At 63.5% G+C, this 20,906-nt stretch carries 20 protein-coding genes; 14 read left to right on the top strand and 6 right to left on the bottom strand.

Translation table 11 applies throughout. The annotated features are described in order from the left end of the window. Positions 1-3: 3 nt before the first annotated feature. Genes iscR through iscX form a run of 9 tightly spaced genes read left to right on the top strand, consistent with a single transcriptional unit; the run spans position 4 to position 6,591 of the window. Positions 4-486 (top strand): Fe-S cluster assembly transcriptional regulator IscR, encoded by a 483-nt coding sequence (gene iscR, locus GPA25_RS04230; RefSeq protein ID WP_169259121.1) that lies wholly within the window; start codon positions 4-6, stop codon positions 484-486. A 17-nt stretch (positions 487-503) separates the two neighbouring features. Then, positions 504-1,658 carry a cysteine desulfurase family protein gene (locus GPA25_RS04225; RefSeq protein ID WP_169259120.1) on the top strand — a complete coding sequence of 385 codons (1,155 nt, stop codon included), beginning with the start codon at positions 504-506 and terminating at the stop codon, positions 1,656-1,658. A gap of 21 nt (positions 1,659-1,679) precedes the next feature. Next, positions 1,680-2,891, top strand: coding sequence for an IscS subfamily cysteine desulfurase (locus GPA25_RS04220; protein WP_169259119.1), 1,212 nt, complete (start codon positions 1,680-1,682; stop codon positions 2,889-2,891). A gap of 23 nt (positions 2,892-2,914) precedes the next feature. Then, on the top strand, positions 2,915-3,298 hold the full coding sequence (gene iscU / locus GPA25_RS04215) for a Fe-S cluster assembly scaffold IscU (RefSeq protein ID WP_169259118.1): 384 nt from the start codon (positions 2,915-2,917) through the stop codon (positions 3,296-3,298). Between the two features lie 17 nt (positions 3,299-3,315). Then, complete coding sequence (gene iscA, locus GPA25_RS04210; RefSeq protein ID WP_169259117.1) at positions 3,316-3,639, top strand: iron-sulfur cluster assembly protein IscA; 324 nt, start codon at positions 3,316-3,318, stop codon at positions 3,637-3,639. An 18-nt stretch (positions 3,640-3,657) separates the two neighbouring features. Next, entirely contained in the window at positions 3,658-4,191 is a 534-nt protein-coding gene (gene hscB, locus GPA25_RS04205; protein ID WP_169259116.1) for a Fe-S protein assembly co-chaperone HscB, read from the top strand. After that, complete coding sequence (gene hscA / locus GPA25_RS04200; protein WP_169259115.1) at positions 4,191-6,059, top strand: Fe-S protein assembly chaperone HscA; 1,869 nt, start codon at positions 4,191-4,193, stop codon at positions 6,057-6,059. The genes hscB and hscA overlap by 1 nt, the downstream gene beginning before the upstream one ends. After that, positions 6,056-6,397 carry an ISC system 2Fe-2S type ferredoxin gene (gene fdx / locus GPA25_RS04195; RefSeq protein WP_169259114.1) on the top strand — a complete coding sequence of 114 codons (342 nt, stop codon included), beginning with the start codon at positions 6,056-6,058 and terminating at the stop codon, positions 6,395-6,397. The genes hscA and fdx overlap by 4 nt, the downstream gene beginning before the upstream one ends. After that, on the top strand, positions 6,397-6,591 hold the full coding sequence (gene iscX / locus GPA25_RS04190; RefSeq protein ID WP_169259113.1) for a Fe-S cluster assembly protein IscX: 195 nt from the start codon (positions 6,397-6,399) through the stop codon (positions 6,589-6,591). Before fdx ends, iscX begins: the two co-directional genes overlap by 1 nt. Positions 6,592-6,608: 17 nt before the next feature. On the opposite strand, the gene GPA25_RS04185 is transcribed toward iscX, so the two are convergent. The 6 genes from GPA25_RS04185 to dapC all read right to left on the bottom strand — a co-directional run bounded on the left by GPA25_RS04185 (position 6,609) and on the right by dapC (position 12,618). Then, positions 6,609-7,061 (bottom strand): response regulator, encoded by a 453-nt coding sequence (locus GPA25_RS04185; protein WP_169259112.1) that lies wholly within the window; start codon positions 7,059-7,061, stop codon positions 6,609-6,611. A gap of 76 nt (positions 7,062-7,137) precedes the next feature. Further along, positions 7,138-8,094: a 50S ribosomal protein L3 N(5)-glutamine methyltransferase gene (gene prmB, locus GPA25_RS04180; RefSeq protein WP_169259111.1), complete on the bottom strand. Its 957-nt coding sequence runs from the start codon at positions 8,092-8,094 to the stop codon at positions 7,138-7,140. Positions 8,095-8,096: 2 nt separating this feature from the next. Next, on the bottom strand, positions 8,097-9,251 hold the full coding sequence (gene dapE / locus GPA25_RS04175; protein ID WP_169259110.1) for a succinyl-diaminopimelate desuccinylase: 1,155 nt from the start codon (positions 9,249-9,251) through the stop codon (positions 8,097-8,099). 50 nt (positions 9,252-9,301) lie between these two features. Beyond that, positions 9,302-10,495 (bottom strand): PilT/PilU family type 4a pilus ATPase, encoded by a 1,194-nt coding sequence (locus tag GPA25_RS04170; RefSeq protein WP_169259109.1) that lies wholly within the window; start codon positions 10,493-10,495, stop codon positions 9,302-9,304. A 91-nt stretch (positions 10,496-10,586) separates the two neighbouring features. After that, positions 10,587-11,408, bottom strand: a complete 822-nt coding sequence (gene dapD / locus GPA25_RS04165; protein WP_169259108.1) for a 2,3,4,5-tetrahydropyridine-2,6-dicarboxylate N-succinyltransferase — start codon at positions 11,406-11,408, stop codon at positions 10,587-10,589. 13 nt (positions 11,409-11,421) lie between these two features. After that, positions 11,422-12,618 carry a succinyldiaminopimelate transaminase gene (gene dapC / locus GPA25_RS04160; protein ID WP_169259252.1) on the bottom strand — a complete coding sequence of 399 codons (1,197 nt, stop codon included), beginning with the start codon at positions 12,616-12,618 and terminating at the stop codon, positions 11,422-11,424. Between the two features lie 252 nt (positions 12,619-12,870). Here dapC and smc point away from each other — a divergent pair, with 252 nt between their 5' ends. The 5 genes from smc to GPA25_RS04135 all read left to right on the top strand — a co-directional run. Then, entirely contained in the window at positions 12,871-16,398 is a 3,528-nt protein-coding gene (gene smc / locus GPA25_RS04155) for a chromosome segregation protein SMC (RefSeq protein ID WP_343034829.1), read from the top strand. 120 nt (positions 16,399-16,518) lie between these two features. Continuing rightward, entirely contained in the window at positions 16,519-17,625 is a 1,107-nt protein-coding gene (locus tag GPA25_RS04150; protein WP_169259106.1) for a cell division protein ZipA, read from the top strand. Then, the gene (gene ligA / locus GPA25_RS04145; protein WP_169259105.1) at positions 17,625-19,658 is read left to right on the top strand and encodes an NAD-dependent DNA ligase LigA; all 2,034 of its coding nucleotides are present in this window, start codon (positions 17,625-17,627) and stop codon (positions 19,656-19,658) included. The genes GPA25_RS04150 and ligA overlap by 1 nt, the downstream gene beginning before the upstream one ends. A 61-nt stretch (positions 19,659-19,719) precedes the next feature. Then, on the top strand, positions 19,720-20,592 hold the full coding sequence (galU, locus tag GPA25_RS04140) for a UTP--glucose-1-phosphate uridylyltransferase GalU (protein ID WP_169259104.1): 873 nt from the start codon (positions 19,720-19,722) through the stop codon (positions 20,590-20,592). A 124-nt stretch (positions 20,593-20,716) separates the two neighbouring features. Beyond that, on the top strand, positions 20,717-20,906 hold a 190-nt coding region (locus GPA25_RS04135; RefSeq protein WP_169259103.1), incomplete at its 3' end, for a helix-turn-helix domain-containing protein.

The raw sequence follows: 20,906 nt of genomic DNA, 5'->3' as shown, positions 1-20,906 counted from the left end.
AATATGAGACTGACCACCAAGGGACGATTTGCGGTGACCGCGATGATCGATCTGGCATCGCGCCAGACCGAAGGGCCGGTGACGCTGGCCGGAATCGCCGATCGCCAGAAAATTTCACTGTCGTATCTCGAACAACTGTTCGGCAAGCTGCGGCGCCATAAGCTGGTCACCAGTGTGCGTGGCCCCGGTGGTGGATATCGGCTCGCACGCGACATGAGCCGCGTCACCGTCGCCGACATCATTGTTGCGGTTGATGAGCCGCTGGATGCGACGCAATGCGGTGGCAAGCAGAACTGTCAGGACGAGCATCGCTGCCTGACTCACGATCTTTGGGCCAATCTGAACAAGCGCATGTATGAGTATCTGGATTCGGTAACGCTCGCGGCGCTGGTGCACCGCGAGATCAAGGCCGATCCGGACATGAGTGTGCTCAAGGATGTGCGTCGGCGCGCGATGGTTGCAATGCGCGAGGCGGCAGCAGCCTGAGCCGGTTCGGATAGCCCATGTTTGCGCCTGTCTATCTCGACTGGAATGCCACCACCCCGCTGGACCCGGTGGTGCGTGACGCGATGCTGCCGTGGCTCGATGGCCGCTTCGGCAACGCCTCCAGTCGGCATGAATATGGCAGGCAGGCACGTGCGGCGCTCGACGAGGCGCGGGCGAAAGTGGCCGCAGCCGTCGGCGCCCATGCCACCGAGGTGGTCTTCACCAGCGGTGGCTCCGAAGCGAACAATCTGTTCGTCAAGGGCGCAGCGGCGCTGATGAAGCCGGCAATGATTGCAATCAGCGCGATCGAACACCCCTGTGTGCGCGAACCGGCGAAGCAGTTGCGCCGCGCGGACTGGACGGTGCGGGAGATCGCCGTGGATCGGGCCGGACTCATCAAGCGCACGGATTGGCAGGCAGTGCTCGCGGCAAAGCCGGCGCTGGTGTCGGTGATGCTCGCGAACAACGAGACGGGCGTACTGCAGGATGTGGCCACGCTCGCACACGAGGCAAAAGCCATTGGCGCGTGGTTTCACACCGATGCGGTGCAGGCGCTGGGCAAGATCGACGTGGATTTTCGCGCCTTGGGCGTGAACGCGATGACGCTGTCGGCGCACAAGATCGGTGGTCCGCTTGGTGCCGGTGCGCTGGTGCTGGACAAGCGGGTCGAACTCGCACCGCTGGTCGCGGGTGGTGGCCAGGAGCGCGGATTGCGCTCGGGTACCGAGAACGTCGCCGCAATCGTCGGTTTCGGCGTCGCCTGCGAACGCGCAGTGGCCCGTATCGGCGACGAAGCGGCGCGGCTGGCCGCCCTGCGTGACCACCTCGAGGCGGGGCTTGCGCAGCATGGCATGAGAATTTTTTCGGCGGGAGCGCCGCGCTTGCCGAATACCGTATTCTTCGCCGCCGACGGGCTCGACGGCGAAACGCTGGTTGCCAAGCTCGACCGTGCCGGCTTTGCCTGTGCCAGCGGTTCAGCGTGTTCCAGCGCAAACCCGGAGCCTTCGCATACGCTTCTGGCGATGGGCGTCGACAGGGAAGTTGCCCGCGGAGCAGTGCGGGTCAGCCTGGGGCGCGATACGCGACAGGCCGATGTGGATGGATTTCTTGCCAGCTTCAGACAGCTGGCGAATGAACTGAGTAACTTGACCGCGATGGCGGCCCAACCATAAATAGATCGACGGAGGATCAAGATGCTGAAGTTTCCGATTTACCTGGATTACTCCGCCACAACGCCGGTCGATCCGCGCGTCGCCCAGGCGATGATTCCCTGGCTGACCGAGCAGTTCGGCAACCCCGCCAGCCGTTCGCACGCCTACGGCTGGGAAGCCGAAAAGGCCGTGGAGGACGCGCGCGAGCAAGTGGCGGCGCTGGTCAATGCGGATCCGAAGGAAATCGTTTGGACTTCCGGCGCGACCGAGTCGAACAACCTCGCCATCAAGGGCGCGGCGCAGTTCTACAAGGGCAAGGGCAAGCACATCATCACCCTGAAGACCGAACACAAGGCGGTGCTGGACACCTTCCGCGAACTTGAGCGTCATGGCTTCGAGGCGACCTACCTCGACGTGCAGGAAGACGGTCTGATCAATATGGAAGCGTTCAGGAACGCGCTGCGGCCGGACACCATCCTAGTCTCCGTGATGTTCGTGAATAACGAGATCGGGGTGATCCAGCCTATCGCCGAGATTGGCGAGATCTGTCGCGAGAAGGGCATCACCTTCCACGTCGATGCGGCCCAGGCGACCGGCAAGGTCGACATCGACCTGTCGCAGCTGAAGGTCGATCTGATGTCCTTTTCCGCGCACAAGACCTACGGCCCGAAGGGCATCGGCGCACTGTATGTGCGACGCAAGCCGCGTGCGCGTCTGGAAGCGCAGATGCACGGTGGCGGCCACGAACGCGGACTGCGGTCCGGCACCCTGGCGACGCACCAGATCGTCGGCATGGGCGAGGCCTTCCGCATTGCGCGCGAAGAGATGAAGATCGAGAACGATCGCGTCCGCAAGCTGCGCGATCGGCTGTTGAAAGGCCTGCAGGATATCGAGGCAACCTACGTCAATGGCGACATGGAACATCGCGTGCCGCACAACCTGAACATCTCGTTCGCCTACGTTGAGGGCGAGTCGCTGATCATGGCGATCAAGGATGTTGCGGTGTCGAGCGGATCGGCCTGTACCTCGGCCAGCCTGGAGCCGTCCTACGTGTTGCGTGCGCTGGGACGCAACGACGAACTCGCCCACAGCTCGATCCGATTCACGATCGGGCGTTTCACGACCGAAGAGGAAGTCGATTACACGATCGACCTGCTGCACAAGAAGATCGGCAAGCTGCGTGAGCTGTCGCCTCTTTGGGAAATGGTGCAGGAAGGCGTCGATTTGGATTCCGTGCAGTGGGCTGCCCACTGAGCGCATGAAACAGGAGAACGATCATGGCATATAGCGAAAAAGTACTGGATCATTACGAAAATCCCCGCAACGTGGGCGGTTTTGCCAAGGAAGACGAAGGAGTCGGTACCGGCATGGTGGGTGCGCCCGCATGCGGCGACGTGATGAAGCTGCAGATCAAGGTCGGCAAGGATGGTGTGATCGAGGACGCCAAGTTCAAGACCTACGGCTGTGGCTCGGCGATCGCTTCGAGCTCGCTGGTAACCGAATGGGTCAAGGGCAAGACCGTCGAGCAGGCGCTGGAAATCAAGAACACGCAGATTGCCGAGGAACTGGCGCTGCCGCCGGTTAAAATCCACTGTTCGATCCTCGCGGAAGACGCGATCAAGGCCGCAGTGGCTGATTACAAGAAGAAGCACGTAGCCTGAATTCGGGGGACTGAGTCATGAGCGTCACACTGAGCACAAGCGCTGCCAAACACGTTTCGGACTTCATGGCCAAACGCGGCAAGGGCGTGGGGATTCGCCTCGGGGTGAGAACCTCGGGCTGTTCGGGCATGGCTTACCGTCTTGAATTCGTCGATGAAACGCATGACGACGATCTGGTGTTCGAGAGCCACGGTGTGAAAGTGGTTGTCGATCCGAAGAGTCTGGCCTACCTGGACGGCACGGAGCTTGATTTCGTTCGCGAGGGCCTGAACGAAGGCTTCAAGTTCAACAACCCGAACGTCAAGGATGCCTGCGGTTGCGGCGAGAGCTTCAACGTCTGAGTCGGATACCCCAACCCCATGAGCATCGACCTGCAGCAGGACTTCTTTGCGCTCTTCGGGCTGCCACGCCGTTTTCGTCTTGACGAGGCGGCACTGGAGATGGCGTATCACGACCTGCAAGGCCGGGTGCATCCCGATCGGTTCGCACATCTGCCGGACAGCGACAAGCGTCGCTCGATGCAGTGGGCGACGCAGGTCAACGAAGGATTCCGGACGCTGCGCAAGCCGCTGCCGCGAGCGATCTATCTGCTTGAGCTGGCCGGCGTGGATGCCGGGCTGCACACCAATACCGCCATGTCGTCCGGGTTCCTGATGGAACAGATGGAGTGGCGTGAGGCGGTGGAAGAAGCACGTTCCGCCGGGGAGAGCGAGGAGTTGACGCAATTGCACACGCGCCTGCGGCAACATGCGCGCGAGGTTTTCGACGAGCTTGCACAGCAGTTCGATGAGCAGCAGGATTACGTGGCGGCAGCCGAGACGGTACGTCGCCTGATGTTCATGGAAAAACTCCAACACGAGATCGACGACGCCCTCGAGGCGCTGGAGACCTGATGGCCCTTCTGCATATCGCCGAACCCGGGCAGTCGACGGAGCCGCACAAGCACCGGCTTGCCGTCGGTATCGACCTGGGTACCACCAATTCGCTGGTTGCGACGGTGCGCAACGGCATCGCCGTGTGTCTCGTCGACGAGGCCGGGCGTGCCATGGTGCCGTCCATCGTGCGCTATCACCCCGATGGGACGATCGAAGTGGGTCGCAGTGCAGCGGCCGCGCACGCCACCGATCCCCGCAATACGATCATGTCGGTGAAGCGTTTCATGGGCCGCGGCCTGAACGATGTGGCGCACGTCGAATCGATGCCTTATGACTTCGTCGATGCGGGCGGGATGCTTCGGCTGCGTACCGTGCAGGGCGTGAAGACGCCGGTGGAAATTTCCGCCGAGATCCTGCGCGTGCTTGCGGCCCGTGCTGAAGCCAGTCTGGGGGGCGAGCTTACAGGTGCCGTGATCACCGTTCCCGCCTATTTCGATGACGCGCAGCGCCAGGCGACCAAGGACGCCGCGAAGCTTGCCGGGCTGAACGTGCTGCGTCTGCTCAATGAGCCGACGGCGGCGGCGGTCGCCTATGGTCTCGACAACGCCTCCGAAGGCGTCTACGCGGTATATGACCTCGGCGGCGGCACCTTCGATCTGTCGATTCTCAAGCTCTCACGGGGAATTTTCGAGGTCCTCGCGACCAATGGCGATGCCGCACTGGGCGGCGACGATTTCGACCATCGCCTGTTCTGCTGGGTGCTCGACAAGGCCAAGATTGCGCCGCCAACGAGTGAGGACGCCCGCCGCCTGCTGATGAAAGCGCGCGAAGCAAAGGAACTGCTCACGGCTTCCGAGGAGGCGCCGATCAAGGCGGGTCTGGCGACGGGCGAGCAGGTCAATCTTTCCGTGACGCGCGACGAGTTCGCGCAGATGACCCAGCATCTGATACAGAAGACCGTAGCACCGATGCGCAAGGTGCTTCGCGATGCAGGTCTCGCACCCGAGGACATCAAGGGTGTCGTGATGGTCGGTGGTGCCACCCGCATGCCCCACATACAGCGCGCGGTGGCCGAATTCTTCGGTCAGGAGCCGCTCACCAATCTTGATCCGGACAAGGTCGTAGCGCTTGGCGCCGCGATCCAGGCTAACGTGTTGGCCGGCAATCGCAAGGAAGAGGACGACTGGCTGCTGCTCGACGTGATTCCGTTGTCCCTCGGACTGGAAACCATGGGTGGACTGACCGAAAAGGTGGTGCCGCGCAATTCCACGCTACCGATCGCGCGCGCGCAGGAATTCACGACCTTCAAGGACGGCCAGACCGCGATGGCTTTCCATGTCGTGCAGGGCGAGCGCGAGCTTGTCTCCGATTGTCGCTCGCTGGCGCGCTTCGAGCTCCGTGGCATTCCGCCGATGGCGGCAGGAGCGGCGCGGATCCGCGTGACCTTCCAGGTCGATGCCGATGGCCTGTTGTCGGTGTCGGCACGTGAGATGTCATCGGGAGTCGCGGCGAGCGTGCTGGTCAAGCCTACCTACGGCCTGACGGACGACGAGATTACCGGCATGCTGCGTGAAGGCGTCGATCGTGCGTCCGACGACATGCATGCGCGTGCGGTGCGCGAGCAACAGGTTGAGGCCGATCGCGTCATCGAGGCGACCACCCATGCACTGGAGCAGGATGGCGACCTCTTGAACGCCGATGAGCGTGCCGGGATCGATGCCGCCATTGCCGAACTGCGGCGGCTGGTGTCCGGCGATGATCCGCGGGCCATCAAGAAAGGCATCGACGCACTTTCCCGTGTGACCGACGAATTTGCCGCCCGCCGCATGGACAAGAGTATCCGGACGGCGCTGGCGGGTCAGAAGGTGGATGAGATTCAGGTATGACCCAGATCATTGTTTTGCCGCATGTGGAATTATGTCCGGACGGGACGGTAATTGAGGCCGAAGCTGGGAAGTCGATCTGTGATGTGCTGCTCGAGCATGGCGTCGAAATCGAGCACGCATGTGAAAAGTCCTGCGCCTGTACGACCTGTCACGTAATCGTGCGCGAGGGTTTCGGTTCATTGCCGGAGGCCGAGGAGACCGAGGAGGATCTGCTCGACAAGGCCTGGGGACTGGAGCCGCAGTCGCGCCTGTCCTGTCAGGCCGTGGTCGGCGAGACGCCGTTGGTGATCGAGATTCCGCGCTACACCATCAACATGGCCCGGGAGGGCAAGCACTGATGAAGTGGACCGAAATCCAGGAGATCGCGATCCAGCTCTCCGAAGCGCGCCCGGAGATTGATCCGACCCGCATCAATTTCGTCGACCTGATGAACTGGGTCATGGCCCTTCCCGAGTTCGACGACGATCCCAAGCATTGTGGTGAACGCGTACTCGAAGCCATCCAGCAGGCCTGGATCGACGAACTGGCCTGAACGTATGGGGCTGCCGTTCAGCGGCGTGTGCTGGTATCTGCGGGCTCGTTGAGCGAGAGCCAGTAACGGCCAATCTGGGCCATGACGCTGCTGAAACGGCCAAAGTCGACGGGTTTGACGACGTAGCTGTTCGCGCCAAGCCGGTACGCCTCGCGAATGTCATCCACGTCGTGCGAGGCTGTCACCACCACCACTGGCAGCAGCGAAGTCTGACCGTGCGCGCGCACCCGTCGCAGCACCTCGAAGCCGTCGATGCGCGGCAGCTGAAGATCCAGCAGAATGGCTGCGGGCTTCTGTGTGGTATCGCGGCCATGGTGAGACCCCGCACCGAACAGGTAGTCGAGTGCCTCCATTCCGTCATGGGCCACGACGACCTTATCCGTGAGGCCGTTGGCGCTCAAGGCCTGTAGTGCGAGGGCTTCCTCGTCGGGGTTGTCTTCAACGAGCAGGATGTAGCGAGCGCCGGCCATGAATGTTCCTTGTCGATCGGACTGGACCATGGCACTGCCGCCGGTGCAGCGTTGCCGAACGCGTCCCCGCGCCCGGTCAGGCGGCTGCTTGCGGGAGTTCTTCGGCGCGCAGCAGGAAGACCATGTCGTCGCCCCCGGTGGCCGACAGCCAGACCAGGGGTAGCTGCGGAAATGCGGCTTCCACGATATGCCGATTATGCCCCACTTCGACCGCCAGTACGCCACCGGGATTGAGATGGGCACGCGCCTGCGCCAGCAGCCGGCGTACCACGTCGAGGCCATCTTCGCCCGCCGCCAGTGCCATGCGCGGCTCGTGGAGATACTCGGCGGGCAGGGTCTCCATCGATTCTGCCGTCACGTAGGGCGGATTGCTGATGATCAGATCGAAACGACGTCCTGCAAGTCCGTCGAAAACGTCGCTCCTGACCAGTTCAACCCGGTCTTCCAGCTGATACTCGGCGACATTGACGTGGGCGACTTCGAGTGCGTCGTCCGAGAGATCGGCGCCGACGATCCCGGCATTGGGGAAGGCATGCGCCATCAGGATCGCCAGGCAGCCCGAGCCGGTGCATAGATCGAGGGCGCTGCGCACTTCGGCGGCGTCCTCGATCCACGGTGCGAAACCGTTTTCGAGCAATTCGGCGAAGAACGAACGGGGCACGATGACGCGCTTGTCGACATGAAAGCGGAAATCGCCGAGCCAGGCTTCTCCGGTAATGTAGGCGGCCGGAATACGCTCGTCGGCGCGGCGCTCGATAACGGAGAACAGCGACTCGCGTTCTTCTGCCGTGATGCAGGCATCGAGGAAGGGTTCGAGCCGGTCGAGCGGCAGCGAAAGGGTGTGCAGCAACAACCACACCGCTTCGTCGTAGGCGTCGCGACACCCGTGACCGAAGAACAGCTCTGCGCGGTTGAACCGGGTGACGGCGTAGCGCAGCCAGTCGCGTAGCGTGACCAGTTCGGCGAGCGGGCCGCTTTCGTGTTCGTGCTGGTGCTCGTCGTCGTGGTCGGGATGATCGCAGGTGTGGGTCATGCTTAGTCTCGCTTGGCGGCCAGCAGGGCGCGCAGGGTGTATTCGTAGATCTTCGACAGGGGCTCGATCGCGTCGACTGCGACGCACTCATTGACCTTGTGGATGGTGGCGTTGACCGGACCAAACTCGACCACTTCGTTGCAGATGTCGGCAATGAAGCGTCCGTCGGACGTGCCGCCGCTCGTCGACAGTTCGGTCTCGACCCCTGCGATATTGCGGATGGCATCCGTCAGCGCGGCGACCAGTTCGCCGCGCCCGGTCAGGAATGGTTTGCCCGACAGGTGCCAGTCCAGCATGTAGTCCAGTCCGTGACGGTCGAGCACGGCGTGCGTGCGTTGTTTGAGTTGGTCGGCGGAGCTGACCGAGGCGAAACGGAAGTTGAACAACACTTCGCATTCGCCCGGAATCACGTTGTTGGCACCGGTGCCGGCGTGAATATTGGACACCTGCCAGGTGGTCGGAGGGAAAAACTCGTTGCCCTCGTCCCAGCGGATTGTGGCGAGTTCGGCGAGTGCGGGGGCGAATTCGTGGATCGGGTTGCGTGCGAGCTGCGGGTAGGCGACGTGGCCCTGTACGCCCTTGACGCGTAGCGTCCCGGAGAGCGAGCCGCGGCGCCCGTTCTTGATGGTGTCGCCAAGCGTCTTGACCGAAGTCGGTTCGCCGACGACGCAGTAGTCGAGACGCTCGCCGCGCGCCGCCAGGGCTTCGACGACCTTGACGGTGCCGTGACTGGCGATGCCTTCCTCATCGGACGTCAGCAGCAGCGCGATCGAGCCCTGATGGTCGGGGTGTCCGGCGACGAAACCTTCGATCGCGGTGACGAACGCCGCAAGCGAAGTCTTCATGTCTGCGGCGCCGCGGCCGTGCAGGTGACCATCGCGCACTGTCGGCTGAAACGGGTTTGAATCCCAGGCGTCAAGCGGGCCGGTCGGCACGACGTCGGTATGGCCGGCAAAGCAGAGAATGGGGGCGGTGTCGCCGCGGCGTGCCCACAGGTTGCACACCCCGCCGGTGTCGATGCGCTCGAAGCGGAAACCGAGTGGCGCGAGGCGGGATGCGATGAGTTCGAGGCAGCCGCTATCCTCGGGGGTAACCGAGGGGCGGGATATGAGCTCGCAGGCAAGGGCGAAGGTGGCCGTCAGGGCAGGGGATGTCATTGTTGTTATCGCGGCGCGGTGCCGGTTGAAAGTCGGGGAAGTCCGTCAGCTCAGGTCGCTCCGCCGGTGTGACCGTCGTCGAGGTGCAGCGAGAATTCGCTGAACGAGGAACCGTCCTTTCTCGTTGGTTCGAAATCCACGACGGGTGGGGCATCGTCGGCGTTGTCGGGCGTTGGAGCGTTGTTGAACTGTGCGTTGTTGATGAGCCAGGCGAGGTTCGTCGGCGAATCCGCGTTCGCGAGCGCTTCCTCGAAGGTGATGATGCCTTCGTGGTAAAGCCGGTGAAGATCCTGTTCGAAGGTCTGCGAGCCGGGGGCAAGACTCTGCTGCATCGCTTCTTTGACTTCATTCAGCTCGCCGCGCTCGACCAGTTCGGACACATGGCGGGTGTTCATGAGGATTTCGACCGCCGGCATGCGCATACCGTCTGGCTTGCGGACAAGACGCTGTGAAACCACGCACTTGAGCGCGACAGCCAGGTCGAGGAACAGCAGCGAACGGTTTTCCAGAGGGAAGAAGTTAACGATGCGGTTCAGCGCATGGTAGGCGTTGTTCGCGTGCAGCGTCGCCAGGCACAGGTGCCCGGTCTGCGAGTACGCGAGTGCTGCCTGCATCGTTTCGCGGTCGCGGATTTCGCCGATCAGGATGCAGTCCGGCGCCTGACGCATGGCGTTGCGCAGCGCATCGTGCCAGCTATGCGTGTCGATGCCGACTTCGCGCTGGTTCACCACCGATTTGCGGTGTTTGAACAGGTATTCGATCGGGTCTTCGACTGTCAGGATGTGGCCCGAGCGGTTGCGGTTGCGATGGTCGATCATCGACGCCAGGGTGGTCGATTTGCCCGACCCGGTTGCGCCGACGACCAGCACCAGGCCGCGTTTCTCGGTCACGACTTCAGCGAGGACGGGCGGCAGCCCAAGCGACTCCAGCGAGGGGATTTCGCCCTGGATGTAGCGCACCACGATCGCGACGCTGTGGCGCTGCCAGAATACGTTGACGCGAAAGTTGCCGAGATCGCGCCGCCCGTAAGACAGGTTCAGCTCCTTGTCCCGTTCGAAGGTTTCGATCTGCTCGGCATTCATCATCTCGTAGATCATCCGCTTGATCATGGACGGATCCATGACCTGCTGGTTGATCGGCATGGTGATGCCCTGGATCTTGATATGGATCGGGGCGCCAGCGGAGATGAAGATGTCCGAAGCGACCTTTTCCGCCATCAACTGGAAAAGTTTGTCGAAAATCATCGAGCGAGTCTCCGGAGCGTGGGTAAGGGGGCTTCGTTGTCAGGGCGATCGGTCAGGGCCGCCCCGACGGGTGGTGGCGGGCGCCGGGAAATCAGGCGCCGCGCAGCAGTTCGTTGATGGCGGTCTTGGCACGCGTCTGGGCGTCCACGCGCTTCACGATCACGGCGCAATACAGGCTGTACTTGCCGTCGGCGGACGGGAGGCTGCCGGGGACGACCACGGCGCCGGAAGGGACACGGCCGTAGAAGACTTCGCCGGTTTCGCGGTCGTAGATCTTCGTGCTCTGACCGATGTACACACCCATCGACAGCACCGCGTTTTCCTCGATGATGACGCCTTCGACGACTTCGGAGCGCGCGCCGACGAAAACGTTGTCTTCGATGATGACCGGGCCGGCCTGCACCGGTTCGAGCACGCCGCCGATGCCGACGCCGCCCGACAGGTGCACGTTCTTGCCGATCTGGGCGCAGGAGCCGACCGTCGCCCAGGTGTCGACCATCGAGCCTTCATCGACGTAGGCGCCGATGTTCACGTAGGAGGGCATCAGCACCACGTTCTTGCCGATGAAGCTGCCCTTGCGCGCGACAGCGGGCGGCACCACGCGGAAGCCGCCTTCGCGGAACTGTTCGGGCGTGTAGTCGCCGAACTTGGTCGGCACCTTGTCGAAGTAATTCAGCGATCCGGCGGAAACGATCTCGTTGTCGCGCAGGCGGAAGGAAATCAGTACGGCCTTCTTGATCCACTGATTGACGGTCCAGGTGCCGTCGATTTTTTCCGCTACCCGCAGGCGGCCGGTGTCGAGTCCGTCAATGACGCTGGCGACTGCGTCGCGCACGATGGCCGGGGCTGAGGTGGGGGAGAGGCTGGCACGGTTCTCGAAAGCCTCGTCGATGATCTTTTGCAGTTCTTGCATGGGGAAATTCCGGTTATTTGAGGGTTTGGCAGAAGGCTGCGATACGTTCGGCAGCCTCCACGCATTCGGCCGTGTCGGCCACAAGGGCGATCCGTACGAAACCGGCGCCCGGATTGACGCCGTTCGCTTGCCGGGCAAGGAAGCTGCCGGGCAGGACCGTGACATTATATTCAGCCTGCAGGCGCCGGGCGAACTCGGTGTCCGGAATCGGCGTCCGCGCCCACAGGTAAAAACCCGCGTCGGGCCGTTCGACCTTCAGGTGGCGGGCGACGATCGGCGTCGCCTGGTCGAATTTCTCGCGGTACAGGCGGCGGTTTTCCACTACGTGTGCCTCGTCGTTCCATGCCGCCACCGACGCGGCCTGTATCGCCGGGCTCATTGCGCAGCCGTGGTAGGTGCGGTAGCGCAGGAAAGCCTTGATGACTGCGGCGTCGCCGGCGACGAAGCCGGAGCGCATGCCGGGGACATTGGAACGTTTCGACAGGCTGGAGAACATCACCAGATTGCGGAAATCGCTGCGCCCGAGGCGCTGCGCGGCCTGCAGCGCGCCCACCGGCGGTGCGTCGTCATCGAAATAGATTTCCGAGTAACACTCGTCGGCGGCGATCACGAAGTTGTAGCGGTCGGACAGTTCGAACAGGCGCGCCCATTCGTCCTGCGACAGGACGCGGCCAGTCGGATTGCCGGGCGAGCACACGAACACCAGCTGAACGTCGCGCCACACGGATTCCGGCACCGCATCGAAGTCGGAGCCGAAGCGGTTTTCCGGCAGGTTGTTGAGAAACACCGGCTCGGCCCCCGCGAGCAGCGCCGCGCCCTCATAGATCTGGTAGAACGGGTTCGGGCTGAGCACCTTGGCGCCGGGGCGACTGCCGTCGATCACGCATTGCGCGAAAGCGAACAGCGCCTCGCGCGAGCCATTGACCGGCAGTACCTGGGTCGCGGAATCCACCTTGGGGAGTCCGTAACGGCGTTCCAGCCAGCCCGCGATTGCGCCGCGCAGCGCCTCGCTGCCCTGCGTGCTGGGGTAGCTCGCCAGACCATTCAGATTGTCGGTCAGCGCCTGCATGATGAACTGCGGCGTCGGGTGCTGCGGCTCGCCGATCGACAGCCGGATCAGCTTCAAGTCGGTCGGCGGTGTGATGCCGTCGAACAGGGCACGCAGTTTTTCGAAGGGATAGGGCTGGAGTCGGTCGAGATAGGGGTTCACGTCGGATCGGGTCGGCATGTTTCTGGTTGTGCACCGCTATTGCCATCGGGCTGCTTCGCAATTCCTGTGACATGATGAAAATGCCGGATCGCCGACTGTGGCAATGTGCACTTTCGTATTCTTGCATTTGCGAAGCCGCCCGCTAGCTAAGGGCATCGAGCGCGGGATGTTATCATGGCGCGCTTTCGCCAGACTCGGCGCCGACCGTCTTACTTCCGCGTTTTCCTCTTTCGTTCCGGTCTCCGTCTAGACGTGCGTCTTTCCAAGCTAAAACTCGCCGGTTTCAAGACCTTTGTCGACCCGACCACCGTTCTCACCCCGGGCAATCTCGTGGGTGTGGTGGGTCCGAACGGCTGCGGCAAGTCAAACATCATCGATGCGGTACGCTGGGTGCTGGGCGAGACGCGCGCCAGCGCGCTGCGTGGCGAATCGATGCAGGACGTGATTTTCAACGGCTCGACGACGCGCAAGCCGGTGTCGCGCGCAAGCGTCGAACTGGTGTTCGATAACGCCGACGGGCGCGCGGCCGGCCAGTGGTCGCGCTATGCAGAGATTTCCGTGAAGCGGGTGCTGGATCGCAGCGGCGAATCCACCTATTTCCTGAATCACGTCCAGGTGCGGCGCAAGGACGTCATCGACCTGTTCCTGGGCACCGGTCTGGGGCCGCGTGCCTACGCGATCATCGAGCAGGGGATGATCTCGCGCATCATCGAGGCGCGTCCGGAGGAAGTGCGGGGATTCCTCGAGGAGGCCGCGGGTGTAACCAAGTACCGTGAGCGGCGGCGGGAAACCGAGGGCCGTCTCTCGGATGCGCGCGACAATCTGGCGCGTCTCGACGACATCCGCACGGAGCTGGGCGAGCGCATCGGCCATCTGGAAATCCAGGCCGGGATCGCTGCGCGCTTCCGCGACCTGAACGCCGCGCACACGCAGCGCCAGCAACTGTTGTGGCTGCTCAAACGCAATGAGACGCGCGCCGAGCAGAACCGCCTCGGGGCCGAACTCAATCAGCTGTCGTCGAAGATGGAGTCCGACAGCGCCCGTCTGCAGGAACTGGAAACGACCGTCGAGGCGGCACGCGGGGACCACTTTGCCGCCGCCGAGGCAACGCATGCTGCGCAGACGGATCTGTTCGCAATTTCCGCGGAAGTGAGTCGGCTGGAGGCAGAGCTCAAGCACCTGGAAGATGCACGCAAGCGCCTGGAAACCCGCCTGGCGCAACTCGCAACCGACGATGCGCACTGGCGTGCGCGCCAGGAGGCGCTGGTTGGCGATCGCGAACGCTGGTCGGCACTGCTCGACAACGCGGCGATGCGTGCGGAACAGGCCGAGGCGCGCCATGCAGAGATCGCCGATCGACTGCCCGAGGCCGAGTCGGCACGCCAGGCTGCCGACACGACGGTCGCCGCGGCGCGACGCGAACTTGCCCAGACCGAACAGCAATTGCGCGTCGAGGAAGCCAACCGCGCGAGTGCCGCGCGTGCGCTCGATGCGCTGAATCAACGGCGTGGAAGGTTGTTGGGCGAGACCGGAAGCATTGACGGGCCGGATGAATCGGTGCTGGCGCAGCAGGAAGAACGCCTCGAAATGCTGCGCGAGGATCATGAACTGCGCCAGGACGAGCTTGGCGCGACGCAGGCGCGCCTGCCCGAAGCGCAGGCCGCGCTGAAAACCGCGCTCGATCACGAGCGGCAGGTGCAGCGGCGGCTGACGGAATTACGGGCCCGGCGCGACGCACTGGTGCAGTTGCAGGCGCGGGTGCAGTCGCAGGGGCAACTCGGTGACTGGCTCAAGCGACACAAACTTGTCGAACTGGCTCCACTGTGGCGCGAGCTTCGTGTCGAAGCCGGCTGGGAGATGGCCGTCGAAGCGGTGTTACGGGAGCGACTGGCCGCGCTGACCGGTAACGTAACGGATGCCGCACGGGCGATGTTCGACGAAGCGCCCCCGGGATCGTTCGCCGTGGCATTCGGTCATGCCGAGCTGACGAGCGACGCGCATTCGCCGCTTCCGGGCACTTTTGCGTTGATCGACAAGGTCAGCGTGTCGATGGCCGAACTGCGTCCGGCGCTCGCAGACTGGTTGCGTGGCTGCCACGCCGTGGATGCACTGGAGCCTTGGCTGGAACGGCGTGGCGAGATTGCGCCGGGTATGTGTCTGGTCGGTCCGCGCGGTCAGCTTCTGACCCGGCACGCCCTCGTGCATTACGCGCCCGACAGTCGCACGCACGGGGTCATGGAGCGACAGCGCGAGATCGATACCCTGGCGGAACAGCAGCGCGAACTGGAGAGCGACGCGCAACTTGCGCACGACGCGTTGCTCGCCGCGGAGGCGGTGGCCGCCGAGTTGCAGGAGCGCGGCAACACGCTGCGCCGCGAATTGCAGGCCACACAGCAGCAAGTGCACGCGGAACAGGTCGAACTGCTCAAGCTGACGCAGGCGCGCCAGCGCGCGGAAGAGCGCCGCGCGCAGCTCGCGCGCGATCTGGAGGATGTGGTCCATCTCGAAGTCACCGAGCGCGAGCACCTGGCGCGTGCGGAAATGGAACAGGCGCGTTCGGCTGAGCTTGCCGAACTGCAGCGTGAGCGTCTGGACGGGGCGATGGAGGTGCTTGCCGAGCGCGACAACGTGTTGCGGGAGACTCGTGCGCTGGAGCAGGCGACCGCCCGGGAATTGCAGGAGGCCCGCTTCTCCGAACGCGAATGCGCCGGCAAGCTCGACGACATCGCGCGCAATCTGCAGCTGGCGGTGGAACAGCTGGAACGTGTCGCGGTCGAGATCGACGCCCGCCAGCATGAATTGCAGGCCACCGACAGCAGCCGCAGCCATGGTGCATTGCAGGAAGCGCTGGTGCTGCGCGCGAGCCGCGAAGCCGCGCTGGCCGCCCGGCGCGATGCGCTGGAACAGGCTGTCGCCCACCTGAAGCAGACCGAGGAACTGCGCCTGCGCACGGAGCAGAATGCGGCGCCGGCGCGCGGTCGTGTGGCTGAGCTGCGCCTTGCGGTGCAGGCGGCGGAGCTAGCGGCGGCACAGTTCGATGAGCGGCTTGCCGAGGCACAGGCCGACGAGGCCACATTGCTGCCGCTGCTTACTGCCGACCTGCGCGAAACCTCGCTGGTGCGTGAGGTGGCCCGTCTGGCGCGGGAGATTGCCGAGCTGGGTCAGGTGAACCTGGCTGCACTTGATGAGTTGCGCAGTGCGCAAGAGCGCAAGGGCTATCTCGATGCGCAGTATGAAGATCTCATGCAGGCCATCGGTACCCTCGAGGATGCGATCCGGCGCATCGATCGCGAGACGCGCGAACAACTGCAAGAGACCTACAATACCGTGACGCAGCATTTCAGCACGCTGTTCCCGCAGCTGTTCGGTGGCGGACAAGCGCGGCTGGTGCTGACCGGAGATGAAATTCTGGATGCGGGCATCCAGATCGTGGCACAGCCGCCGGGCAAGAAGAACACCTCGATCCACCTGTTGTCCGGCGGTGAGAAGGCGCTGACCGCGATCGCGCTGGTGTTCTCGATGTTTCAGCTGAATCCGGCGCCGTTCTGCATGCTTGACGAGGTGGACGCGCCGCTGGACGATACGAATACCGAGCGTTACTGTCAGATGGTGAAGCGCATGTCATCGCAGACGCAGTTCGTGTTCATCAGTCACAGCAAGATCACGATGGAGATCGCGCAACAGTTGGTGGGCGTGACCATGCAGGAGCAGGGTGTCTCGCGCGTCGTGGAAGTGGATATGGAAGAGGCTTTGCGCCTGGCCGAGCCGGCCGCGGCCTGAGGACGAAGCGCCGTGTGCATGTTCCGGGTGGAGGCGCATGCGGCATTGAATTTTTTTGCGAAACCCAACGGGTGACGGACCTCGCCAAGGTACGTGGCGAGACTCACAACGGGAAGGAAGATGGATAGCGAATTGCAGATCGGATTGGCCGCGCTGGGCGTGGCCGCAGTCGTCGGAATCGTTGCGTACAACAAGTGGCAGGAGCGCAAGCACAGCCGCCAGGCGGAACTGGCTTTCAGGTCCGACCACCGCGACGTGTTGCTCGAACCGCGGGATGGCGAGGGTGATGCCGGGCCTGTCGAACGCCTGGAACCCTCGGTCGGCGAATCGTGGGGCGGCGAGAAATCCGGGCCGTCCGGTTCTCGCGATGCAGGCGTACGGCGGGTTACGCCGGGAGCGCCGGACGTTGTCGATCCGCGGGTCGATTGCGTGATCCGCATCGAGTCTATCGAGCCGCTTGATGTGCCGCGTCTGTGGGCGGCACAGGGCGAGCAGCTCATGGGCATCTCGAAGCCGGTGCGCTGGTTTGCCTTTGACGATGGCGAGAACCTGTGGCGGCCGCTGAACGCCCACAGCGCAGGGGCGTACCATTGGTTCTGCGCCGCGATGCAGATGGTCGATCGGCGAGGTCCGATCGGTGAAAACGATTTCATGCATTTTTCCGGCGGCATGCAGCGGGTTGCAGATCAGTTCCTTGCGGTTCCTGCCGATTTACCGGCGCGCGGCGAGGCGCTGCGTAATGCAGCGGAGCTGGATCGCTTCTGCGCAAGCGTCGACGTCCAGATCGGTATCAACGTCGTCAGCAACAGTCAGCCGTTTGTCGGCACCAAGATTCGCGCGTTGGCGGAATCGCATGGCCTGACGATCGGCAGCGATGGCGCATTCCATGCCCGCGACGAAGAGGGCAATACCCTGTACACGCTGAGCAACGTTGAGCCCGCGCTGTTCGCCGCCGAGGAAATGCGCGATCTCACCACCAGCGCCCTGACCTTGCTCATCGATGTGCCGCGCGTGGCGAATGGGGTGGTCGTATTCGAGCGCATGATGCGCCAGGCCATGCAGATGGCTGATGCGCTGCAGGGTACCGTCGTCGACGACAATCGCGCGTCCTTCGGTCCCGATGCCGCAGGCGTGATCCGCGCGCAGATCGAGCAGTTCCAGTCGCAGATGGCCAGCGCTGGTCTGCCGGCGGGCGGCAAGCTGGCGATGCGCCTGTTTTCCGACTGATGATCGCATCGCCCCAGGCTTTCGAGCGTGCCGCGCAGCTGCGGCGCGAACTCGAGGCACACAATTACACTTACTACGTTCTCGACGCCCCGACGATTCCGGACGCGGAGTACGACCGGCTGTTCCGCGAACTGGAAGCGCTCGAGCGCGACTACCCGGAACTCGCCGCGTCTCACTCGCCGACACAGCGCGTGGGCGGCGCACCGATGCCCGAGCTGGCTGCAGTGCGGCACGCGGTGCCGATGCTGTCGATCCGTACCGAGACCGATACCACCACTGGCGGTGTGATTGCCTTCGATACGCGTGTGCGCAACGCGCTCGAACTGGGTCCCGATGCGCCCGCCGTCGAATATCTCGCCGAACTCAAGTTCGATGGGCTTGCGATCAGCCTGCGTTATGAAAACGGGGTGCTGGTGCGTGCGGCCACGCGCGGCGACGGGGAAAACGGTGAGGACGTCACGCACAACGTGCGCACGATTCGCCAGATCCCGCTGCGGCTTGTCGGTGCTGTGCCGGCGCTGATCGAAGTGCGCGGCGAGATCTACATGCGCCGCGATGCTTTCGACAGGCTGAACGTCCGCCAGATGGCGAACGGCGAGAAGGTGTTCGTCAATCCACGCAATGCGGCTGCTGGCGCGGTGCGCCAGCTCGACCCGCGCATTGCGGCGAAACGGCCGCTGTCGTTCTTTGCCTATGGCTTGGGCGAGACCGGTGACTGGACCGTGCCTGCGACCCAGGGCGAAATGCTTGAAGCGCTTGTGGCCTTCGGCCTGCCGGTATGTGAACACCGCGTCGTGGCGAAGGGCGTCGAGGACTTGATTGCCTTCCACGACCGCATTGCCGGTATGCGCGACACGCTGCCATATGACATCGACGGCGTGGTGTACAAGGTCAACCGCTTTGACCTGCAGCGCCGTCTCGGCTTTGTCACGCGCGAACCGCGCTGGGCGGTCGCCCACAAGTATCCGGCGCAGGAAGAGATCACCGAATTGCTCGACATCGAGGTGCAGGTCGGGCGGACCGGGGCGTTGACGCCGGTGGCGCGCCTCAGGCCGGTGTTCGTCGGCGGCGTCACCGTGACCAACGCCACCTTGCACAACGAAGAGGAAATCCAGCGCAAGGGACTTTTGATTGGCGATCAGGTCATCGTGCGGCGGGCCGGCGACGTTATACCCGAAGTCGTGGGGCCGGTCGTCGAGCGGCGCAGCGGCAGCGAGCGGCCCTTCGTGATGCCGCCGCGCTGTCCGGTGTGTGCGTCGCATGTCGAAAAGGCGGAGGACGAGGCGATTGCACGCTGTTCCGGGGGGCTTTTTTGCCCGGCGCAGCGCAAGCAGGCCTTGCTGCACTTTGCCGGGCGTCGCGCAATGGACATCGAGGGCCTGGGCGACAAGCTGGTCGAGCAGCTCGTCGATGCGGGAATCGTCAAGACGCCGGCCGATGTCTACAAGCTCGGAGTGCTGGCACTGGCGAACCTGCAACGGATGGCGGACAAATCGGCGGCGAACCTGCTGGCGGCAATCGAGAAGAGCCGCCACACGACGCTGGCGCGCTTCATCTTCGCGTTGGGGATCCGCAATGTCGGTGAGGCGACGGCACGCGATCTGGCGCGGCACTTCGGTTCGCTCGACACAGTGATGGAGGCGGATGTCGATCGCTTGCTTCACGTGCCGGATGTCGGCCCCGTGGTGGCGCAGAGTATTGCGGGCTTTTTCGGCGAGGCGCACAACCGCGAGGTCATCGAGCAGTTGCGCGCAGCCGGCGTGAGCTGGGAAGAGGGCGCTCCGGCGCTGGTGCCGTCGGGCCTGGCAAACGGAAAGACATTTGTCCTGACCGGCACGCTGCCGACGATGAGTCGCGACGAGGCCAAGGCACTGATCGAGTCGCATGGTGGAAAGGTGAGCGGTTCGGTTTCGAAGAAGACGGATTTCGTGGTGGCGGGGGCCGAAGCCGGCTCGAAGCTCGCGAAGGCCGAGGAGCTGGGCGTGGCGGTCCTTGACGAGGATGGTTTGCTGCGCCTGCTTGAACAGGCTTAGGAACATGGCACGGACCCGGCGCCGGCCTGAACGGAACAATGAAACAAGGGAGATGCAGAATATGAAGAAAATTACGAAGGCAGTATTCCCGGTTGCCGGCATGGGTACGCGCTTCCTGCCGGCGACCAAGGCCAGCCCGAAGGAGATGCTGCCGATCGTCGACAAGCCGCTGATCCAGTACGCGGTGGAAGAGGCGGTTGCAGCCGGCATCACCGACATGGTCTTCATCACCGGCCGCACCAAGCGTTCGATCGAAGACCATTTCGACAAGGCCTACGAACTGGAAACCGAACTGGAAGCGCGTGGCAAGAAGGAACTGCTTGCCTTGGTGCAGCGGACCGTGCCGAAGGGTGTGAACTGCATCTACATTCGGCAGTCGGAGGCCCTTGGTCTGGGCCATGCGGTGCTGTGCGCTTCTGCCGTGGTAGCCGACGAGGCCTTCGCGGTGATCCTCGCGGATGACTTGCTGGACAATCACGGCGCAGATCCGGTCATGCAGCAGATGGTGGGTGTGTATAACTACCACCGCTGTTCGGTGCTCGGCACGATGAACGTGCCGCGCGAGGAAACGCGGCAGTATGGCATCGTCAGCACCGAAACCCAGCTGGGCGACGTGCAGCGTGTCACCGGTATCGTCGAGAAGCCGAAGCCCGAGGACGCGCCGACGACGCAGGCGGTGGTCGGCCGTTACATCCTGACGCCGCGGATTTTCGATCATCTGCGTTCGATCACGCCCGGTGCCGGCGGGGAGTTGCAGCTGACCGACGCGATTGCCTCGCTGCTGAAGGAAGAGGCCGTGCTGTCCTACCAGTTCAAGGGAGTACGATACGACTGCGGTTCGAAGCTTGGCTACCTCAAGGCGACCGTCGAGCTCGCCCTGCGTCATCCGGAAGTGAGCGAGGACTTCGCGGCTTATCTCGCCGCGCGTGGCTGATCGGTTGCTAGCCGCCTGCGGGCGGTGAACAAAAAAAGGCGCTGCATCGGCAGCGCCTTTTTTGTCGACCGTGACCCGTCCTGAAAGAAGTTGACACCTTTTCTGGAAAGAAAGGGGAAGTCAGATGGAAACGGGGATTAAGAGGACACAGCGGGACTACACGCTGGCTTTTAAACTGGCGGTGGTGGAGCAAGTAGAAAAAGGCGAACTGACCTACAAGCAGGCGCAGGAGCGTTACGGCATTCAAGGCCGGTCGACGGTTCTGGTCTGGTTGCGCAAGCACGGTCGCCAGAACTGGGGCGCGATGGCACACT

Origin of the sequence: Aromatoleum diolicum, from assembly GCF_012910955.1 — a bacterium.
GTDB lineage: Bacteria > Pseudomonadota > Gammaproteobacteria > Burkholderiales > Rhodocyclaceae > Aromatoleum > Aromatoleum diolicum.
This window is presented reverse-complemented; position numbering and strand designations above follow the sequence as displayed.

What these genes read in the sequence shown, in the direction of transcription:
- hscA (WP_169259115.1), top strand. Translation starts at nt 4,191, where the DNA reads ATGGCCCTTCTGCATATCGCCGAACCCGGGCAGTCGACGGAGCCGCAC.
- dapD (WP_169259108.1), bottom strand. Translation starts at nt 11,408, where the DNA reads ATGCAAGAACTGCAAAAGATCATCGACGAGGCTTTCGAGAACCGTGCC.
- iscR (WP_169259121.1), top strand. Translation starts at nt 4, where the DNA reads ATGAGACTGACCACCAAGGGACGATTTGCGGTGACCGCGATGATCGAT.
- iscA (WP_169259117.1), top strand. Translation starts at nt 3,316, where the DNA reads ATGAGCGTCACACTGAGCACAAGCGCTGCCAAACACGTTTCGGACTTC.
- iscX (WP_169259113.1), top strand. Translation starts at nt 6,397, where the DNA reads ATGAAGTGGACCGAAATCCAGGAGATCGCGATCCAGCTCTCCGAAGCG.
- hscB (WP_169259116.1), top strand. Translation starts at nt 3,658, where the DNA reads ATGAGCATCGACCTGCAGCAGGACTTCTTTGCGCTCTTCGGGCTGCCA.
- fdx (WP_169259114.1), top strand. Translation starts at nt 6,056, where the DNA reads ATGACCCAGATCATTGTTTTGCCGCATGTGGAATTATGTCCGGACGGG.
- GPA25_RS04150 (WP_169259106.1), top strand. Translation starts at nt 16,519, where the DNA reads ATGGATAGCGAATTGCAGATCGGATTGGCCGCGCTGGGCGTGGCCGCA.
- galU (WP_169259104.1), top strand. Translation starts at nt 19,720, where the DNA reads ATGAAGAAAATTACGAAGGCAGTATTCCCGGTTGCCGGCATGGGTACG.
- dapE (WP_169259110.1), bottom strand. Translation starts at nt 9,251, where the DNA reads ATGACATCCCCTGCCCTGACGGCCACCTTCGCCCTTGCCTGCGAGCTC.
- GPA25_RS04220 (WP_169259119.1), top strand. Translation starts at nt 1,680, where the DNA reads ATGCTGAAGTTTCCGATTTACCTGGATTACTCCGCCACAACGCCGGTC.
- prmB (WP_169259111.1), bottom strand. Translation starts at nt 8,094, where the DNA reads ATGACCCACACCTGCGATCATCCCGACCACGACGACGAGCACCAGCAC.
- iscU (WP_169259118.1), top strand. Translation starts at nt 2,915, where the DNA reads ATGGCATATAGCGAAAAAGTACTGGATCATTACGAAAATCCCCGCAAC.
- ligA (WP_169259105.1), top strand. Translation starts at nt 17,625, where the DNA reads ATGATCGCATCGCCCCAGGCTTTCGAGCGTGCCGCGCAGCTGCGGCGC.
- GPA25_RS04185 (WP_169259112.1), bottom strand. Translation starts at nt 7,061, where the DNA reads ATGGCCGGCGCTCGCTACATCCTGCTCGTTGAAGACAACCCCGACGAG.
- GPA25_RS04225 (WP_169259120.1), top strand. Translation starts at nt 504, where the DNA reads ATGTTTGCGCCTGTCTATCTCGACTGGAATGCCACCACCCCGCTGGAC.
- GPA25_RS04170 (WP_169259109.1), bottom strand. Translation starts at nt 10,495, where the DNA reads ATGATTTTCGACAAACTTTTCCAGTTGATGGCGGAAAAGGTCGCTTCG.